This window comes from Photorhabdus sp. RW14-46, assembly GCF_963887965.1.
Taxonomy (GTDB): Bacteria; Pseudomonadota; Gammaproteobacteria; order Enterobacterales; family Enterobacteriaceae; genus Photorhabdus; species Photorhabdus laumondii.
This window is the reverse complement of sequence record NZ_CAWPHH010000022.1, coordinates 20,901-38,880: the sequence shown is the minus strand read 5'-3', so window position 1 is coordinate 38,880 and position 17,980 is coordinate 20,901. Positions and strand designations below refer to the sequence as shown.

Here is a 17,980-nt window from a genome sequence, read left to right as displayed (position 1 = left end):
ACAATGCCGACCATTGATCTAAGCCAGTTGCCGCCACCTGATGTAGTCGAGCCACTGGATTATGAAAGCCTGTTGGCTGAACGTAAAGCCAAATTAATATCTCTTTATCCTGAAGAGCAACGGGATGCTATTACACGAACATTGGAATTGGAATCCGAACCTCTGGTTAAGTTACTTGAGGAAAACGCGTACCGGGAGTTGATATTGCGCCAGCGGGTTAATGAAGCCGCTCGTGCAGTAATGTTGGCCTATGCAACCAATAGAGATTTAGACCAGTTAGGAGCGAACTATAACGTTACTCGGGCAGTTATGGAGCCTGATAGTACCTTCCGTGATCGTATCCAAAGAGCCTTCGAAGGGCTAAGTGTTGCAGGGCCGATAGGTGCGTATGAATATCATGCCCTTAAAGTTAATGAAAGTATTCATGCTAATAGAAATGAATACAAAGGCGAATATCAAACTGTTGCAGATGTTTCCGTCGTCAGCCCATCACCAGCCAATGTGACGGTGACTGTTTTGTCGCGGAAATGGAAATGGGAAAAAGATAAAGAAGACGAAGAGGATAAAGAGCATAGCGGTGTAGCTTCACAAGAGTTACTGGATAAAGTGATTGCGGCACTTAATGACGAAAACGTCAGACCGGTTGCTGATCGGGTAAAAGTACAGTCAGCCAACATAGTGGAATATCAAATTGATGCTGTGCTTTATCTCTATCCGACACCTGAATCTGAACCTATCCGTAAACTGGCTCAACAAAATATGGATAAGTACGTGCTAGATCAACATAAGTTGGGGAGAGATATTCGGTTATCTGCCATTTATGCTGCCCTGCATGTCGCAGGAGTACAACAGGTAGAACTGAGAGCCCCGACGAAGGACATAATTCTGTGTAAAGATCAGGCTCCTTATTGTACCGGTGCAAAACTGGAAATAGGGAAAACACAAACTGATGATTGTTCCAAGCCAAATCCAGGTTTGATAGTGGGAGGTTCTGATGAATGACCGCCTGTTACCAACAGGTTCTACGGTTTTGGAATTGGCTGCTGCTAAGGCATGTTCGCAATTGCAGAATATTCCAGTACCACTTCGCCAACTCTGGAATCCTGATATTTGCCCTGAGGAATTACTACCCTATCTGGCGTGGGCGTGGTCGGTTGATCGCTGGGACGAAAACTGGCCTGTAAGCACTAAGCGGGACGTAATAAAAAATTCGCTATTTCTGCACAAACATAAGGGAACCATTGGTGCTGTCCGTCGTGTGGTAGAACCGCTTGGCTATCTCATTCAAATAAAGGAATGGTGGCTGAACAACGAAACACCGGGCACATTCCGGTTGGCGATAGGGGTACAGGAAAATGGGATCACCGAAGAAACTTTTTTAGAGCTGGAACGGCTAATTTCTGATGCCAAGCCTGTAAGCCGTCATTTGATAGGTTTGTCAATCAACCTGGATGTTAAGGGCGAGTTTTATTGCGCTGCGACGAGTTATAGTGGAGATGACCTCACTGTTTACCAATATCTCCCTGACGTCATCACAACTAGCGACAATGCTCCTTTAGGAGCTGCAATTCATTTGATCGAGACAGATACATTGAGGGTTTCACCATGAAATACTTTGCAATTTTAACTAACCTAGGCGCGGCGAAACTGGCGAACGCTGCTGCTTTGGGGACAAAAGTCGATATTACTCACATGGCTGTTGGTGACGGTGGCGGTAAATTACCAGATCCTGATGTCAATCAGACAAAATTAATTAATGAAAAGCGTCGTGCTGCAATTAATACATTAAGTGTCGACCCGGTAAACACAAACCAAATTATTGCCGAACAAATTATCCCTGAAGGTGAGGGTGGTTGGTGGATGCGTGAAATTGGTTTGTTTGATGGTGAAGGTAACTTGATTGCAGTAGCAAACTGCCCGGAAACCTATAAACCACAATTACAGGAAGGTTCGGGTAGAACACAAACTATCAGAATGATCTTGATTGTCAGCAATACGGATTCGGTAACGCTGAAAATCGATCCCTCTGTCGTTCTGGCGACTCGTGATTATGTAGATAGCTCTATCCAGAAACATGAAAAAAGCCGTAATCACCCAGATGCCACATTGACAGAGAAAGGTTTTACAAAACTTAATAGTGCCATTAACAGTAATGATGAAACTACAGCAGCAACACCCAAAGCGGTAAAAGCAGCTTATGATAATGCTAATAGTAAATTGGCAAAAAACCAAAATGGCGCGGATATCCTAGATAAAAATGCTTTTGTGAAAAACCTTGGTTTATTGGAAAAGCTAATTCCGATAGGTGTACCACTTCCTTGGCCGACGGCAACACTGCCGGATGGGTGGTTACAATGCAATGGTGCGGCCTTTGATAAAGCGAAATTTCCGGAATTAGCCAAGGCTTATCCTGGTGGTAATTTGCCCGATTTGCGCGGGGAATTTATTCGCGGTTGGGATGACAAACGTGGCGTTGATCCAGACCGTACATTATTGGTATGGCAAGAAGGGTCTTATTTACTACAGGAAACTCAACAAGCTGCTGATAATGTTGTTAACTTCTCAGTTAATGAGCGTACGAAATTACAATGGGATACTCCCCAAAATAAAGATATTCCATTAAGAGCTAGAGCTTCTGGAGGTTCAGCAACAACCTGGACTACCAATGCAGCTTATATAGGGGTATCAAGGCCACGTAACGTAGCGTTTAACTATATTGTAAGGGCAGCATAATGCTCATGTCTGTACTTGAAGAGATCCCGGGAGGAATACCGACTGACATACCACCAAATGGTTGGGTGAAATGTAATGGGGCAATCTTTGATAAGTCTTTATATCCCAAATTAGCGGAAACTTATCCCAGTGGTAGATTACCTGATTTACGTGGTGAATTTATCCGGGGCTGGGATGATGGACGTGGGGTGGATGTCGGTCGATATCTCCTATCCTTTCAATTGGCAGATATTGCTCCACATAGTCACAGAATTGGACGGATGTGGTCCAACTCAAATGGTGGAACTGAGAAGGTGGGTACACCAAGCTATATTCTCAATAGTGTCTACCAAAACGTTAACTACGGTATTGATCCTCGCGGACTAGGCATCGCTATGGGAATGGGAGCTGGTGGTTTCGGTTATATGGATAATGCGATTGCTGCTTCAACAGGAATAGAAACACGCCCACGAAACGTGGCATTTAATTATATTGTGAGGATTGCCTGATGAATAAGGCTGTACTGGATAAAAATAATATTGCTATCAGTACCGGAAGTATCGTTGTGTTTAATTACGATGCGATTACGCTGGAATATTTAAACAGTTCTGATGAGTATCTTCCCGTTGGTGTCGGTCTTCCTGCTAATTCCTGCACAGACGTGCCACCTGATACCGAAGAGGGATATATCGCCTGCCGTTCATCTGATTTAACCGATTGGCAAATTGTACCAGATTATCGAGGAAAAATAGCTTACGACACCCAAACTGGGGAACAGAAGGAAATCATTAAACCGGGCGAATTACCAGAAACACTGACGTGCAAACAACCAAACACTGATTTTGATAAGTGGGATGGTGAAAAATGGGTAACGGACATTGAAGCTCAAAAAAACAGTCAGATTGAACAGGCAGAACAACACCGTGTCACTCTTCGCCAACAGGCTGATGAAGCCATGACTTTATTGCAATATGCTATTGAGACTGAGATGGCCTCTGACACAGAAAAAGCATTATTGCTTGCCTGGAAGAAATATGTGGTATTACTGAGCCGTGTTGATACTTCAATGGTTTCAGATATTGATTGGCCACAAATACCAAAATAATAAAATTATCAAGACCGGGCATTATCCTGTCCCCGGTCTTTTTTCTGTGATGACAGGCTATGTTAGCCTGTCGATTTCCGATGCTTTTGAAGTATCAACCCGGTTTAGTATGGCTAGGTATTTTTTCCATTCCAATAAGACCTGGCACATTAGGTAAATACTTATTGATTAACCTAAAGAGTCAGAGTAGAAAAAGGCCTGCGGTTTGTGAACGGCGGGCCTATATTATTTATACTGGTTGTGCGGGCCACTCAATATCTGGTGCTATGGTGGGATCAATGCGGTTTGCTTGCATTCGGTATTTTTTCCAGGCTTTGAGTCGCTCTATCTCTTCCAGAGTTGCTTCTTCTAGCTCAACGGTATCCTGTAAGGGAGCAATAGTATTGCTGGCAAGGGCTAACAATTCTTCTTTACGTCTTTCTGCTTGAGCAACTAACTCGCCCTTTGTGTACTTACGCGGAACAATAGCGCCATTTATATATTGCCATTGGCCTGAAATATCACAAGAATCAAGCAGATTACTTACTTCAGCCACACTCATTCCCTCTGGGTTAAAAGCTGATACATCTCCTGATATAGAACGGATTACATTATTAAAATCATACATTACTTTGATTGTATCAGGATTAAAGCTTTTCTGGCATTCATACCAGTCCTGACCGTCTTCTGATTTCAAATAAATGACATTAAAATCTTCAATGATTTTTCTGGCTTGTTCTGAGTCAGGTGTATATTGGGAAAAATTTTTAATGTTTTGCATATATTCATCACCTTACTAAATATTGGATATATTCATCCATATGCCGTTAACTTTCTTCTGTATCGGCCTACGGTTTACGGTGTCAACTAGCTCATTTCTGTTTCCATTTATTACAGCAGTAATGGCATACCCACTTGCGTTTGTATCTCCAGAACTTTTCTGTACTTGCGCGCTCTCTTTGGCACCAAAACGAATATCTTGAATATAACGCGTGTCTGATTCCGATTTTGTATAAGCGCCAATAATCGCAGCGGTTGGTCTATGTCCTTCATGATAGACTTGATACCCTCTAACCCGAAGATTATCAGATTTAAGGCTCATCCATTCATTAGTTGGCCCTCCAGAAAGGGCATGCTGCCATTTGAAATATTCGTTACCATTATCCCCTGTTTTAAACCACATATAGGAGTCTGCATCACCATCTCCGGTGTTTTTAAAACCGATAGAGGCAAAGTCGGTGTTTCTGTTCCAACTCAGCATAGAATCAGTAGTAATAGTTATGTCACCTGTTACATTGCCACCGCTGCGTTGCAACGCGTCTGCGGCTTTAGTAACGGTTTCTATCAAACCAAGGTTTTTAAAAGCTCGCCAACCCGTGATAATTTCGACAATAATAGTCTCATACTGGTATTAGGCAGGGTTACATATGGCGAAGATTGGCTATATTCGGGTGTCAATAAATGACCAGAACTGTGGTTTACAGAGAAATGCGTTGATGTGTATAAATTATCATCTATTTTTGTAGGGAAAATCTGTGAAAAAATAATCAATGAACAGAACTAAAAGTTCACGACAGAAGAAACAGATATTGATTTATAGAGGTTTCCTTTTCCACTTTCTATAAAGTACAGGTAGTTGAATAATTAGAAAAAATAATAAATTAAGCAACCTGATTTGTACCATCTCCCACACATTTCCCATCGAATGATTTAATAATTCGGATACTTCAACATAGCGGGACACCTTAACAGGAGAACCGCTAATATGGCACAAGATTATCATCACGGCGTCCGTGTACAGGAAATTAACGAGGGCACGCGTACCATCACTACAGTTAGCACCGCTATTGTTGGTATGGTCTGTACTGGTCCTGAAGCAGACGAAAAAACTTTTCCACTAAACACTCCGGTCTTGATTACTGATGTTTCACTCGCCATTGGCAAAGCTGGTAAAACCGGTACATTGCCTCAGGCACTTAAAGCTATTTCAGACCAGTCTAAACCCGTTACTGTTGTTGTCCGTGTAGCACAAGGTGAAACGGAAGGTGATACCACCACCAATATCATTGGTACTACAACTAGTGAAGGTAAGAAAACCGGTATACAGGCACTGTTGGCAGCACAAAGCCAATTAGGTGTGAAGCCTCGTATTCTGGGAGTCCCTGGGCTGGATACAAAAGCTGTTGCTGTTGAGTTGGCGAGTATCGCGCAGAAACTGAGAGCAATGGCTTATATCAGTGCCTATGGCAGTAAGACTATCTCAGAAGTTATCGAATATCGCAAAAACTTCAGTCAACGAGAACTGATGTTGATTTGGCCTGATTTCCTGAGTTGGGATACGGTTTCTAATAAAGAAACTATCGCCTACGCGACTGCTCGTGCATTGGGTTTGCGTGCAAAAATTGATGAAGAAACAGGTTGGCACAAAACACTGTCCAACATCGGTGTCAATGGTGTGACCGGTCTTTCAGCAGACGTCTTCTGGGATCTTCAAGATCCAGCAACAGACTCAGGCCTGCTAAACCAAAATGGTATCACGACACTTATCCGTAAGAACGGTTTCCGTTTCTGGGGTTCCCGTACTTGCGCTGATGACCCATTGTTCCAGTTCGAAAGTTACACTCGTACTGCCCAAGTATTAGCTGACACTATGGCGGAAGCACATATGTGGGCAATCGATAAACCACTGACTCCTTCACTGGTACGAGACATTATCGAAGGTATCAATGCTAAGTTCCGCGAACTGAAATCTGGGGGTTACATTATTGACGGTCAGTGTTGGTATGACGAAAACGCCAATGATAAAGACACCTTGAAAGCGGGCAAATTGACCCTCGATTACGACTATACACCTGTACCACCACTGGAAAACATGATGTTACGCCAGCGTATTACAGATCGTTACCTGATGGATTTCGCGAAAAGCATAAACGGCTAAGGGGACACAGATGGCATTACCTCGCAAACTTAAATTCCTGAACTTGTTTAATGATGGCAATAGTTATCAGGGAATCGTGGAAGAAATTACTCTGCCTAAGCTGAGTCGTAAACTGGAAACCTATCGTGGCGGTGGTATGAACGGTAGCGCAACCGTGGACTTAGGCTTGGATGAAGGTGCATTGGACGTTGAATTTACTCTGGGAGGTATGGAAGCTCAACATTATCGGCAATGGGGTCTGACCAAAGCTGATGGCGTAATGTTGCGCTTTGCGGGCTCCTGCCAGCGCGATGATACCAGCGATGTGATTGCTGTTGAAATCGTGATGCGCGGCCGTTTCCATGAGTTTGACCACGGTGCTTATAAGCAGGGAGATAATACTCAGACCAAAATCAGCGCTAAAAACACCTATTTCAAATTGACATGGGATGGTGAAGTTCTGATCGAAGTGGATACCGTTAACATGGTTGAAGTCGTTAATGGTGAGGATCGCTTGGCAGATCACCGTCGCGCTATGGGTCTTTAATCTAATCGGATAAACAAGGTTGAACCATGACAGAAACACTAATTACTCAAAACGACGAGCAGCGCACAATCGTATTAGAAGAACCGCTTGCACGTGGTAGTAGCAACATCACTGAAGTGGTGGTGCGCAAACCGAACAGTGGCGCGCTGCGTGGTGCTCGGCTACAGGCTTTGCTGGAGATGGATGTGGATTCAATGATATTGGTTTTGCCACGTGTTACCACACCAGCGCTCACTAAAAGCGACCTGTTGTCAATGACACCCGGCGATCTGATTAATCTCAGTGTTGAGGTGGTCAATTTTTTGTTACCGAAGTCGGCGAAGTCCGGTTTCCAGACCGACTAACCGTAGATGAATTGGTGGCAGATATTGCCACCGTTTTCCACTGGTCTCCGGCAGTGACAGATGAAATGTCACTACCGGAATTACTGGACTGGCGACATCGGGCCATCTTACGAAGTGGTGCAGAAAATGAGTAATACACAGTCACAGCTTAAATTGGTAATACAGTCTGTTAATAAGCTGACCAGCGCCTTGAAATCTGCCCAGCGAAACAATAAAAGGTTGGCAGATTCTCTCCGGCAAAATCGTGATGAATTCAAGCGATTAAATCAGACTTATGAAGCAATTAAACCTTATTCTGCCCCTGAATATGCGCAGGAAACTGCGCATACCAGTGACAAAAAGGAAGAAAATCGCGGTGAAGGTCGTTATAGCAAAATCAAAGAGCTTCGAGACCGCGTTAGTCAATATGGTGCTAGTGCAAAATCAGCCGGTAGTAAGATACTGACAACCAGTAAAAACTTTCTGATGCCCGGTTATGATCTTAATGTTCAAATGTCTAAAATTCAGGCACAAACCAATATTGAAAAAAATTCTCCTGAATACGCCATGTTGCTTAACCAAAGTCGTGAGTTGAGCAAAAGTACAGGGATTCCGGCCAGTCAGATTGCACAGGGACAGAGCCTGTATGCCTCCAAGGGGTATTCTCCTGACCAGATAAAGAATGTGATGCCTGGTGCGGTATTAATGTCTCAGGCAAGCGGTACAGATTTCGCCAATGTGGTTGATATTAGTACTAATGTACTGGAAGGGTTTAAATTACAATCCGAAGAGATGGGGCATGTTAGTGATGTTTTGACGGCAACGCTTATTGGCTCAAAAACAACGTTGGCGGGATTGGGTGACACCATGAAATCTGTCGCTCCAGCGGCCACTTCTTTGGGGATTGATATTGAAACCGTTGCGGCTGCTACAAGAAAGCTAAGTGATGCCAATATTAAGGGAAGTGAAGCTGGAGAGGCTTTAAGCAATGTACTAAGCCGGTTGGCTGAACCGCCTAAAGCTGCTGCTGCCGCATTGAAACAACTAGATATTAAAACTCGTGATGCTAAAGGTAATTTACGGCAATTACCTGATATTCTCGTTGAACTAGATGATAAAACCCGTTCAATGAGCGGTAAACAACGTACGAGTTATTTCACCGCAATTGGTGGTGAAAATGCTGTTCCTGCTTTGGATGTATTGGTAAATCAGGCAGGGCAGGGAGGATTGCAAACTTTTATCGCTGAACTAAAACGTGTTCAAGGTGAATCCCAAAAAGTTGCATCTGTAGTGACGAATAATCTCACCGGTGATATCCAAAAACTCAATGCTGCTTGGAGTAATTTGGGCGTTCAGATGTTTTCTGGCGTAGAAGGTCCTGCAAGAGAAGTCACTCAGCAAGTAACAAATGTAGTTAATAAAGTCAGTGAATGGATGGAAGCCAACCCACGCTTAGCTGCAACGCTTGCGACTATTACGGTGGTGGTCGGAGGCATATTAACTGTGTTTGGCGCATTGGCACAGGCAATCGCTTCGATATTGCTTCCATTAGCTGTAGCGAAATATAGTCTTACTTTCTTTGGTAGTACTGGTGTGAGGGCGCTCGGATTAGTCGGGAATGCTCTGAAAATGTTGGGTAGCACCATGATGATCGTTGGTCGTTTGATGATGGCTAACCCAATCCTCGCCATTATTGGTGTCATTGCTATGGCTGCTGTTTATATTTGGCAAAACTGGGAAACATTGGGGCCGAAAATTTCTCAGCTTTGGGAAAATATTAAAATTAGCCTAAGTGAGAAATGGGAATCCATTAAACAGAGTGTTCTGCAAACCTGGGAAAGTATTAAAACTAATATCAGTAATGCTTGGGAATTAGTTAAGCAGAACACGTTGGATATCTGGGAGAATATTAAAATATCGATTTCGGATAAATGGAATGAAATTATTACTGACGTAATGAATCTGCCCAGTAAATTTAAAGAGGTTGGCACAGCGATAGTTAACAGTTTATTGGAGGGGATTAATGAAAAATGGGAAGCCCTGAAAAATAAACTGACTTCATTGTCTGAGTATCTCCCTGACTGGATGCGGTCAAAGGAAGATATTTCAAAAGACGCCAGTAATAAGGTGAGTCCTAATGTTAGTTCGGTTCTGCCCAAGCATGACAAAGGGGGCATTATTCCGGCTGGCCGATTTGGTATTGTGGGTGAATATGGACCAGAGATTGTCACTGGCCCTGTCAATGTTATTAGCCGACGACAGACTGCCAAACTTGCTGCCGCTGCGGCATTTTCTTTGAGCGTAATGGCACCTTCTGCCGCAGCCAGAACCGCACCATTGCATGTTCAGAGCTTACCGGTTCATGCTTATCCTCAGATTCAGGAAAAGAAAGCAGACAAACGGCAGATGGTAGAGTATCGCAGTGAATCACCGGTCTATCATATAAATATCTATGGTGCACCGGGGCAATCTGCGCAGGATATTGCAGCAGCGGTTAGGCGCGAATTGGATGATCGGGAACGTAAACAGCAGGCGCGTTTACGCAGTTCATTCTCTGATAGAGGAGAATTCTAATTATGATGGCTGCACTGGGTTTATTTGTTTTTATGTTGAAGACCACACCATACCAGAGTATGCAACATCAGCAGTCATGGCGGCATGCTTTTAACAGCCGTATCGGGATACGGCCTGCTTGGCAATTTCTGGGGCCGGGTAACGACACAATGACACTTTCCGGTTCGTTATATCCAGAAATTACCGGTGGTCGTTTATCATTGACGGTATTACAAGTGATGGCTGATAGCGGTAAAGCTTGGTCCTTTATAGATGGCAGTGGCACGGTTTACGGTATGTTTGTCATTGAGAGTATTGACCAGACGAAAACTGAATTTATGTCGAATGGTTCTGCCCGCAAAATTGATTTCACATTGACATTACGGCGAGTGGATAGTTCTCTAGGTGAAATGTTCGGTGATCTTCAGGAACAATTCTCTATGCTTACAGACAATTTGTCAGATAGAGTCAGAGAGGTATTGTCATGACATCTGAATTTGGCAGAGGTTCCGAAAAAGGCAGTGCACCGGCATTTCTTTTGGAAATTGATAATAAAGATATCAGCGGGCGCATTCAATCGCGCCTGATGTCACTCACAATGACCGATAATCGTGGCTTTGAAGCTGACCAGCTTGATATTGAACTGGATGATGCAGATGGAAGTTTGGTGCTACCTTCCAGAGGTAATGTAATTTCATTGGCGTTAGGATGGCGTGATCAGCCACTGATTAGTAAAGGGCGTTTTACTGTGGATGAAATTGGTCACAGTGGAGCGCCGGATAAATTAACAATTCGTGCCCGTAGTGCTGATTTCCGTGAATCTCTCAATATGAGACGTGAAGAGTCTTATCATAAGAAAACGATAGGTGATATTGTCCATACTATCGCGGCGAGAAATAACCTTACCGCCGATTTGCATCAGGATATTGCGAAGATATTTATTAACCATATTGATCAGACGAATGAGTCAGATGGTAGTTTTCTTACGCGCTTGGCAAGGCAGGAAGGAGCAATTGCTTCAGTAAAAAATGGTAAGTTGATATTTATTCGGCAAGGACAGAATAAAACAGCCAGTGGTGCGGTTATCCCTGGATTAGTGATTACACGTCGGTCTGGTGACAATCATAATTTTACGCTGTCCGATCGTGAGGCTTATACCGGCGTGGTAGCAAACTGGTTGGATGTCCGTAAACCGGAGAAAAAACATACCTTAACCGTTGAGCGAAAAAGTCAGAAAAATGCTGATAAATTAACCTCTTATTTAGTAGGTAGCAAAGATAACGTATTGGAACTTTCCCGTATTTATGCTGATGAAGCCAGCGCTAAACGTGCTGCCAAAGTTGCTTGGGAGAAAATACAACGTGGGGCAGCGACGTTTTCGATTCAACTGGCTCAGGGGCGTGCAGATCTCTACCCTGAAATACCAATCAAAGTTACCGGCTTTAAACCAGAAATAGATGCTGCCGAATGGACATTAACGACAGTCACTCACACGGTGAATGGATCTGATGGTGGTTTTACAACAGCACTGACTCTGGAATTAAAAATTGATGATCTCGATATGAAATAAATGTTCTTCAAATGAGATCTCATTGCTATATTGTTCACATTATGAGAGTTCATGTTTTAGTTAAGGGTAAGAAAATATGATCAAGTGTCCTCTTTGTGGTAAAGCGGCTCATGCACGCAGCAGCTTTGAGCATTCCTGCCATACAAAAGAACGTTATAATCAATGTCAAAACATCAATTGTGGTGCAACTTTCGTCAGCCATGAAACGTTTGTCCGCTTTATTTCCAAACCTGGTGAAGTAATAAGTGTTAAGCCGCATCCCAAAGAAAAAACTAAAACTCAATTGAATGTGACTTGAAAATTAAAAGTTAATTGTAAATATTTGCCACCAAAAAAACAGGTGGCTTTTTACTCGGATGCTCGATTTGTTATATATCTTTCTGCTAGCTACGTTGCTAAATATCTTGTGAATTAGTTAATAAATTCACTTGCGTCCCTAGTCATATTTTGTCAGCTTTGGTGTAATCAGAATCACTGATCAACACTTACCTAAAGTAGGACAATAATGATGAAAAATGTGGGCTTTATCGGCTGGCGCGGTATGGTCGGCTCAGTATTAATGCAGCGTATGATTGAAGAGCAGGATTTTGATGTTATTTGTCCGGTATTCTTCACGACATCACAACACGGACAGCCAGCACCTGATTTTACTGGTCAGCAAGGTACGTTACAGAATGCTTTCGATATCGAAGCTCTTGGTGCTTTGGATATTATTATTAGCTGTCAAGGGGGAGATTATACTAATGAGATTTATCCAAAGTTAAGGGCAACGGGTTGGCAGGGATATTGGATTGATGCAGCGTCAGCGCTGCGTATGAATGATGATTCCATCATTATTTTAGATCCAGTTAACCATACGCATATTCAGCAAGGTCTTAATAAAGGCATAAAAACTTTTGTTGGTGGTAATTGTACCGTTAGCCTAATGTTGATGTCTTTAGGGGGCTTATTTGCTAATGATTTGGTTGAATGGGCTTCTGTTGCAACTTATCAGGCAGCTTCTGGTGCAGGTGCTCGTCATATGCGGGAACTACTGGTTCAGATGGGATCTCTACATACTCAGGTAGCAAAAGAGTTGCAAGATCCGGCATCGGCTATTCTGGATATTGAAAGAAAAGTAACGGATTTCACCCGTAGCGGAGTTATGTCAACTGAGAAATTTAGCGTGCCGTTGGCAGGTAGTTTGATTCCGTGGATTGATAAACAGCTTGATAATGGCCAAAGCCGTGAAGAGTGGAAAGGTCAGGCAGAAACCAACAAGATCCTGAATACCGGTAATAACATCATTACTGTGGATGGTTTGTGTGTACGTATTGGGGCGCTGCGTTGCCACAGCCAGGCATTTACTTTGAAATTGAAAAAAGATATTTCGATTCCTGAAATTGAGCAATTACTGGCTGCGCATAACGATTGGGTTCGTGTTATTCCAAATGATCGCGAATTGAGTATGCGTGAATTAACTCCGGCGGCGGTAACGGGAACTTTGGATACTCCTGTAGGGCGTTTACGTAAGCTGAATATGGGACCAGAGTATTTATCTGCTTTTACTGTAGGTGACCAATTGCTGTGGGGAGCAGCAGAGCCTCTGCGTCGTATGCTACGTATCTTGATTTAATAATTTTAATCTATCTATTTATGTGAAAATCCACTCGTTATTCGAGTGGATTTATCTATATAGCTCTGTTCATTGTTTCTTTATTGGTTTTTTTTTGTTATGTTACATAAGTTATGTTAATGGTTTTGTGATTTGAAAATAAGAAATCGGTTTTATAAGGGGAGATATGAAGCAAGATAACCTACTGGATTTAAAGGTAAGGGAATTAAGAGAGTTAGCGAAAACTTTATCTTTTCGCTATCTAACTCATAGTAAAATAAGAATGGATTTTAATTCAAAAATAAATCTTTTTGTAGAGGATATATTAGGTCAGGTTCGTATTCACTGTTTATCTTCAAATGGTGCAATTGAGATTATTCAGTTTGAAATAGATCACTTAAAAGAACAAGCTTTCTGTTTGACAGCAAACAGAGTAAAGCAATATGCAATAATTGAAAGGGAAAAAGAGAAATCAAGTTATACTAATCTTATATTAAAACAGATCGGGTTTGTTGGTGGCGGCACTCAAATTCTTGCAGGTTATACAGTCTGTAAAGCTTCTTTAGGGTTAGCATGTGCCTCATTCGGTGCGCCATTAATGGCCCATGGGTATAATAATGTTGTTGAAAATGGATATTATCTACTGTACAGAGAAAATATTAATGGTGGTGTCAGAGAAGGATATAGGTATGTTGCTAATAAAATTGGTTTAAGTGATAAAGATGCAGATATTACTTATGCAACTGTTGATTTAGCGCTTTCAGGTTATGGCATTTTTAAAAAAGTTTTGAAGCCAAGAGAGAAATCTTGGAAACTATTCAAAAATATAAATAGTGATTTTATCAGAGGATGGAGAGAAATGGGAGTTGTGAGCTTAACTACAGAAGGTATTGTTGATGTTTCTACAGTTTTGAGTATTTATCAGCTAGAAAAGGAAAAATAATGATGGATTATATTGATGTTACAATTTCCACTCAATCTACTTGGCAGGATATTTTTCTGTACTATTCTTTATCATTGATTGTTTTGTTTTTTCTTTTTTTTATGAAAATTTTCATAGAAAAAAAAAGAAGTTATATACTCTCTGTTTTTGGTTTCTTTATAATAGTAATGTTTGGTTCAATTCAATTGTTTATTGTTAAATATGATGGTTATCATGAAATTATATCAATGTTTATTAATTTAAATAGTGAAGTAATTAGAGTGGGTAGTGTGATATTTTCTGTTTTATATGCGTGCATGTTACCAAGAAAATATGGGGATTAATTTAAAATTAAATGGTTGTAAAATTAACTTATCAATGGGTAGAGTAAGTTTTAAGTTAATGTTTAATTATTGAAAACATAGTATGCTATATTAAATAAGGTTTCATAATTACGATATATATAATTTTCTTCAACTAATTGTTATACATAGAATTATATGTTATGTAACGTTTAGTACTATTTTGGAAAGTTATTTAGTGTTCAATTGATTTTGACAGGATATGAGTGTGATATAGCCAATTTTATTGATTTAAATAGTGATGTAATTATGATTGGCAGTATTTTGTTTTATATTTTATATATATTGCTCTTACCAAAAAAGTTCATTAATGAAACAAGGCGTTAAATTAAAACGCCTTGTTTTGATTATTTAATAAATTCTGTCATCCCAAATACTATAACCGCCAGTACCTGCGATAAGGTGATTCCAGGTAATGTTTGTATATTTTAACGAAATACTTTCCTGTGGTGGAAGCTCATTATGATTCAATGAATGTGGATGTAAGACACTTATTTCAGTGATTGTGGCGCCAGTGATCTTTATATTGTAATAACGTTCTTGAGCACCATTTGAATTAGTTCGGTAAAAATCAATAGAGCATTCAAGAGACTCATTCTCAGAAATAGCAACACCGAGTAATGGTGATGATTTGTCGATAGGTTTTTGGATAATAATGGGTTGATGATCGACATTTTGAGTCCGTGTTATCGCATGGCTTAAGCTATAAACTAATATCTGATCAAAGTGGTTTGCTTGATATTTATTACCAATGGAATCAACAGAAGAACATCCAGCCGATATTAATCCTTGTTTTTTTCCCTTTATTGTCATGTAAATCATGTCAGCCATATTATACCCTTAGATTATATTTAAGTGATGTTTTACAGAAACATTAAATAAATTACACTTTATTGGTTATAAATAACAGATAAAAAAAGCGCTCATAGAGAATCAATATGAGCGCTTTTTTAAATTGATAATAATATCAATTAGATATCAATATTAGCTGCTTTCAGGGCATTCTCTTCAATAAATGCTCGACGAGGTTCAACAGCATCACCCATCAGAGTTGTAAACAGTTGGTCAGTTGCAATGGCATCTTTTACTGTCACACGCATCATGCGGCGAGTTTCCGGGTTCATGGTTGTTTCCCATAACTGTTCAGGGTTCATTTCTCCCAAACCTTTATAACGCTGTATAGACAACCCACGGCGAGACTCTTTAGTCAACCAGTTTAGCGCTTGTTCAAAACTGCTAACCGGTTGGCGTCGTTCACCACGTTCGATGTACGCGTCTTCTTCGATCAAGTTGCGAAGCTTATCACCTAGTAGAGTGATGCGGTGATATTCACCGCCGTGGACAAAATCGAAGTCCAATAGATAATCAGTATCAACACCGTGTGTACGAACACACAGAACCGGTTCGTACATTTGGCGCTCACGATTTTCATGGAGGCGATAACTGTAGCTGCTGCCGTTTTGTTCACTGTCATTCAAACGGGTGACCAGCATTTCAATCCATTCTTCAACTTTCGCCTTATCAGACAATGCTTCTTCGGTCAGATTCGGATGATAAATTAGGCTATTCAATAAACTTAGCGGATACAAACGTTCCATGCGTTTAATGATTTTTTGAACACCATTAAATTCGGTCACTAATTTTTCTAGCGGTTCGCCTCTCAGGGCTGGTACGTGCTCATTGGTGTAAAGTGAGGCGCCATCTAGTGCAATGGATAGTTGATACTCATCCATTGCTTCATCATCTTTAATATATTGTTCTTGTTTGCCTTTTTTGACTTTATACAGTGGCGGCTGAGCAATAAACACATGACCACGTTCAATGATTTCTGGCATTTGACGATAGAAGAAAGTCAGCAAGAGAGTACGAATATGAGAACCATCGACATCGGCATCCGTCATGATAATAATGCTGTGATAACGCAGCTTATCTGGGTTATATTCGTCACGGCCAATACCGCAGCCCAATGCGGTGATCAGGGTTGCCACTTCCTGAGAAGAGAGCATTTTATCGAAACGCGCTTTTTCGACATTCAGGATTTTGCCTTTTAGCGGCAAAATTGCCTGATTTTTGCGGTTACGGCCCTGTTTTGCCGAACCACCCGCAGAGTCCCCTTCCACTAAGTAGAGTTCAGAGAGTGCCGGATCACGTTCCTGGCAATCCGCCAGTTTGCCTGGCAACCCAGCCAGATCAAGAGCGCCTTTACGACGTGTCATTTCACGCGCTTTACGGGCTGCTTCACGAGCACGGGCAGCATCAATAATTTTACTGACGACAGTTTTAGCGTCGTTTGGATTTTCTAATAAGTATTCCACTAGCTTCTCATTCATCAGCGTTTCAACCGCAGTTTTCACTTCGGAAGAGACCAGTTTGTCTTTAGTCTGAGAAGAGAATTTTGGATCAGGTACTTTAACGGAAATAACAGCAACTAAACCTTCACGAGCATCATCACCAGTGGCGCTGACTTTGGATTTCTTGTTGTACCCTTCTTTATCCATGTAACTATTAAGAGTACGTGTCATCGCAGTACGGAAGCCAACTAAGTGAGTTCCCCCATCGCGTTGTGGGATATTATTGGTAAAGCAGTAAATATTTTCCTGGAAACCATCGTTCCATTGCATTGAGATTTCAACACCGATGCCATCTTTTTCTGTAGAAAAATAGAAAACATTTGGATGAATGGGAGTTTTGTTTTTATTTAGGAACTCAACAAACGCTTTAATTCCACCTTCATAATGGAAGTGGTCTTCTATATTAGTGCGCTTATCAATGAGGCGGATGGATACACCGGAATTCAGGAAGGATAGTTCACGCAGGCGTTTAGCCAGAATGTCGTGCTGGAATTCTGTGTTATCACGGAAAGTATCCATGCTCGGCCAGAAACGGACACGGGTACCTGTCTGTTCAGTTTCTCCAACGACTTTCAGTGGGCTTTGTGGCACACCAAGGTGATAAGTCTGTTCATGAACTTTGCCGTCACGGCGGATAACCAATTCCAGCTTTTCAGACAAGGCGTTAACAACAGAAACCCCTACGCCGTGCAAACCGCCGGAGACTTTATAAGAGTTATCATCGAATTTACCCCCCGCATGCAGCACCGTCATAATAACTTCGGCTGCTGAAACACCTTCTTCTTCGTGTATACCGGTAGGAATACCACGGCCATCATCCTGTACGGAGACTGAGTTATCAGCATGGATAGTGACGATAACTTCACTACAGTGGCCTGCGAGGGCTTCGTCGATAGCGTTGTCGACAACCTCGAAGACCATGTGGTGTAAGCCGGTACCATCGTCTGTATCACCGATATACATGCCCGGACGTTTACGCACCGCATCCAGCCCTTTTAATACCTTGATACTTGAGGAGTCATATGTATTCGACATCAACGTTTCT

At 41.7% G+C, this 17,980-nt stretch carries 21 protein-coding genes; 16 read left to right on the top strand and 5 right to left on the bottom strand.

Annotated features, from left to right (window positions below; all coding sequences use genetic code 11):
* Positions 1 to 3 precede the first annotated feature (3 nt).
* From AACQ38_RS16450 to AACQ38_RS16430, 5 genes are read left to right on the top strand one after another with little or no spacing between them, the layout of a single operon-like run.
* Positions 4 to 1,002: a baseplate assembly protein gene (locus AACQ38_RS16450; protein ID WP_011144436.1), complete on the top strand. Its 999-nt coding sequence runs from the start codon at positions 4 to 6 to the stop codon at positions 1,000 to 1,002.
* Positions 995 to 1,609, top strand: a complete 615-nt coding sequence (locus AACQ38_RS16445) for a phage tail protein I (protein ID WP_011144435.1) — start codon at positions 995 to 997, stop codon at positions 1,607 to 1,609. Before AACQ38_RS16450 ends, AACQ38_RS16445 begins: the two co-directional genes overlap by 8 nt.
* Positions 1,606 to 2,733: a phage tail protein gene (locus AACQ38_RS16440; protein WP_011144434.1), complete on the top strand. Its 1,128-nt coding sequence runs from the start codon at positions 1,606 to 1,608 to the stop codon at positions 2,731 to 2,733. The genes AACQ38_RS16445 and AACQ38_RS16440 overlap by 4 nt, the downstream gene beginning before the upstream one ends.
* Positions 2,733 to 3,221: a phage tail protein gene (locus AACQ38_RS16435; protein ID WP_165578606.1), complete on the top strand. Its 489-nt coding sequence runs from the start codon at positions 2,733 to 2,735 to the stop codon at positions 3,219 to 3,221. The genes AACQ38_RS16440 and AACQ38_RS16435 overlap by 1 nt, the downstream gene beginning before the upstream one ends.
* The gene (locus AACQ38_RS16430; RefSeq protein ID WP_165578605.1) at positions 3,221 to 3,817 is read left to right on the top strand and encodes a tail fiber assembly protein; all 597 of its coding nucleotides are present in this window, start codon (positions 3,221 to 3,223) and stop codon (positions 3,815 to 3,817) included. Before AACQ38_RS16435 ends, AACQ38_RS16430 begins: the two co-directional genes overlap by 1 nt.
* Before the next feature lie 57 nt (positions 3,818 to 3,874).
* On the opposite strand, the gene AACQ38_RS24135 is transcribed toward AACQ38_RS16430, so the two are convergent.
* The 3 genes from AACQ38_RS24135 to AACQ38_RS16420 form a co-directional block, all read right to left on the bottom strand.
* Positions 3,875 to 3,967: a tail fiber assembly protein gene (locus AACQ38_RS24135; protein WP_071824074.1), complete on the bottom strand. Its 93-nt coding sequence runs from the start codon at positions 3,965 to 3,967 to the stop codon at positions 3,875 to 3,877.
* A 79-nt stretch (positions 3,968 to 4,046) separates the two neighbouring features.
* Positions 4,047 to 4,577: a tail fiber assembly protein gene (locus AACQ38_RS16425; protein WP_011144431.1), complete on the bottom strand. Its 531-nt coding sequence runs from the start codon at positions 4,575 to 4,577 to the stop codon at positions 4,047 to 4,049.
* A 15-nt stretch (positions 4,578 to 4,592) separates the two neighbouring features.
* Positions 4,593 to 5,111 carry a hypothetical protein gene (locus tag AACQ38_RS16420; protein ID WP_242685608.1) on the bottom strand — a complete coding sequence of 173 codons (519 nt, stop codon included), beginning with the start codon at positions 5,109 to 5,111 and terminating at the stop codon, positions 4,593 to 4,595.
* A gap of 450 nt (positions 5,112 to 5,561) precedes the next feature.
* Between AACQ38_RS16420 and AACQ38_RS16415 the strand changes: the two genes are divergently transcribed.
* The 11 genes from AACQ38_RS16415 to AACQ38_RS16365 all read left to right on the top strand — a co-directional run bounded on the left by AACQ38_RS16415 (position 5,562) and on the right by AACQ38_RS16365 (position 14,566).
* Positions 5,562 to 6,734, top strand: coding sequence for a phage tail sheath protein (locus AACQ38_RS16415; RefSeq protein WP_011144428.1), 1,173 nt, complete (start codon positions 5,562 to 5,564; stop codon positions 6,732 to 6,734).
* A gap of 10 nt (positions 6,735 to 6,744) precedes the next feature.
* Positions 6,745 to 7,260: a phage major tail tube protein gene (locus AACQ38_RS16410; RefSeq protein WP_011144427.1), complete on the top strand. Its 516-nt coding sequence runs from the start codon at positions 6,745 to 6,747 to the stop codon at positions 7,258 to 7,260.
* A gap of 26 nt (positions 7,261 to 7,286) precedes the next feature.
* Positions 7,287 to 7,604: a phage tail assembly protein gene (locus AACQ38_RS16405; protein WP_011144426.1), complete on the top strand. Its 318-nt coding sequence runs from the start codon at positions 7,287 to 7,289 to the stop codon at positions 7,602 to 7,604.
* Between the two features lie 14 nt (positions 7,605 to 7,618).
* The gene (locus tag AACQ38_RS16400) at positions 7,619 to 7,738 is read left to right on the top strand and encodes a GpE family phage tail protein (protein WP_011144425.1); all 120 of its coding nucleotides are present in this window, start codon (positions 7,619 to 7,621) and stop codon (positions 7,736 to 7,738) included.
* On the top strand, positions 7,731 to 10,157 hold the full coding sequence (locus AACQ38_RS16395; protein WP_242685607.1) for a phage tail tape measure protein: 2,427 nt from the start codon (positions 7,731 to 7,733) through the stop codon (positions 10,155 to 10,157). Before AACQ38_RS16400 ends, AACQ38_RS16395 begins: the two co-directional genes overlap by 8 nt.
* A gap of 2 nt (positions 10,158 to 10,159) precedes the next feature.
* Positions 10,160 to 10,624: a phage tail protein gene (locus AACQ38_RS16390; protein WP_011144423.1), complete on the top strand. Its 465-nt coding sequence runs from the start codon at positions 10,160 to 10,162 to the stop codon at positions 10,622 to 10,624.
* The gene (locus AACQ38_RS16385; protein WP_011144422.1) at positions 10,621 to 11,706 is read left to right on the top strand and encodes a phage late control D family protein; all 1,086 of its coding nucleotides are present in this window, start codon (positions 10,621 to 10,623) and stop codon (positions 11,704 to 11,706) included. The genes AACQ38_RS16390 and AACQ38_RS16385 overlap by 4 nt, the downstream gene beginning before the upstream one ends.
* A gap of 76 nt (positions 11,707 to 11,782) precedes the next feature.
* Positions 11,783 to 12,004, top strand: a complete 222-nt coding sequence (locus AACQ38_RS16380) for an ogr/Delta-like zinc finger family protein (RefSeq protein WP_011144421.1) — start codon at positions 11,783 to 11,785, stop codon at positions 12,002 to 12,004.
* A 210-nt stretch (positions 12,005 to 12,214) separates the two neighbouring features.
* Positions 12,215 to 13,321 (top strand): aspartate-semialdehyde dehydrogenase, encoded by a 1,107-nt coding sequence (gene asd, locus AACQ38_RS16375; RefSeq protein WP_041379845.1) that lies wholly within the window; start codon positions 12,215 to 12,217, stop codon positions 13,319 to 13,321.
* 166 nt (positions 13,322 to 13,487) lie between these two features.
* Positions 13,488 to 14,243, top strand: a complete 756-nt coding sequence (locus AACQ38_RS16370) for a DUF4225 domain-containing protein (RefSeq protein ID WP_242685606.1) — start codon at positions 13,488 to 13,490, stop codon at positions 14,241 to 14,243.
* Complete coding sequence (locus AACQ38_RS16365) at positions 14,243 to 14,566, top strand: hypothetical protein (RefSeq protein WP_041379844.1); 324 nt, start codon at positions 14,243 to 14,245, stop codon at positions 14,564 to 14,566. The genes AACQ38_RS16370 and AACQ38_RS16365 overlap by 1 nt, the downstream gene beginning before the upstream one ends.
* A 369-nt stretch (positions 14,567 to 14,935) precedes the next feature.
* On the opposite strand, the gene AACQ38_RS16360 is transcribed toward AACQ38_RS16365, so the two are convergent.
* Entirely contained in the window at positions 14,936 to 15,415 is a 480-nt protein-coding gene (locus AACQ38_RS16360) for an Hcp family type VI secretion system effector (protein ID WP_011144418.1), read from the bottom strand.
* A gap of 140 nt (positions 15,416 to 15,555) precedes the next feature.
* Complete coding sequence (gene gyrB / locus AACQ38_RS16355; protein ID WP_109791219.1) at positions 15,556 to 17,970, bottom strand: DNA topoisomerase (ATP-hydrolyzing) subunit B; 2,415 nt, start codon at positions 17,968 to 17,970, stop codon at positions 15,556 to 15,558.
* Positions 17,971 to 17,980 lie beyond the last annotated feature (10 nt).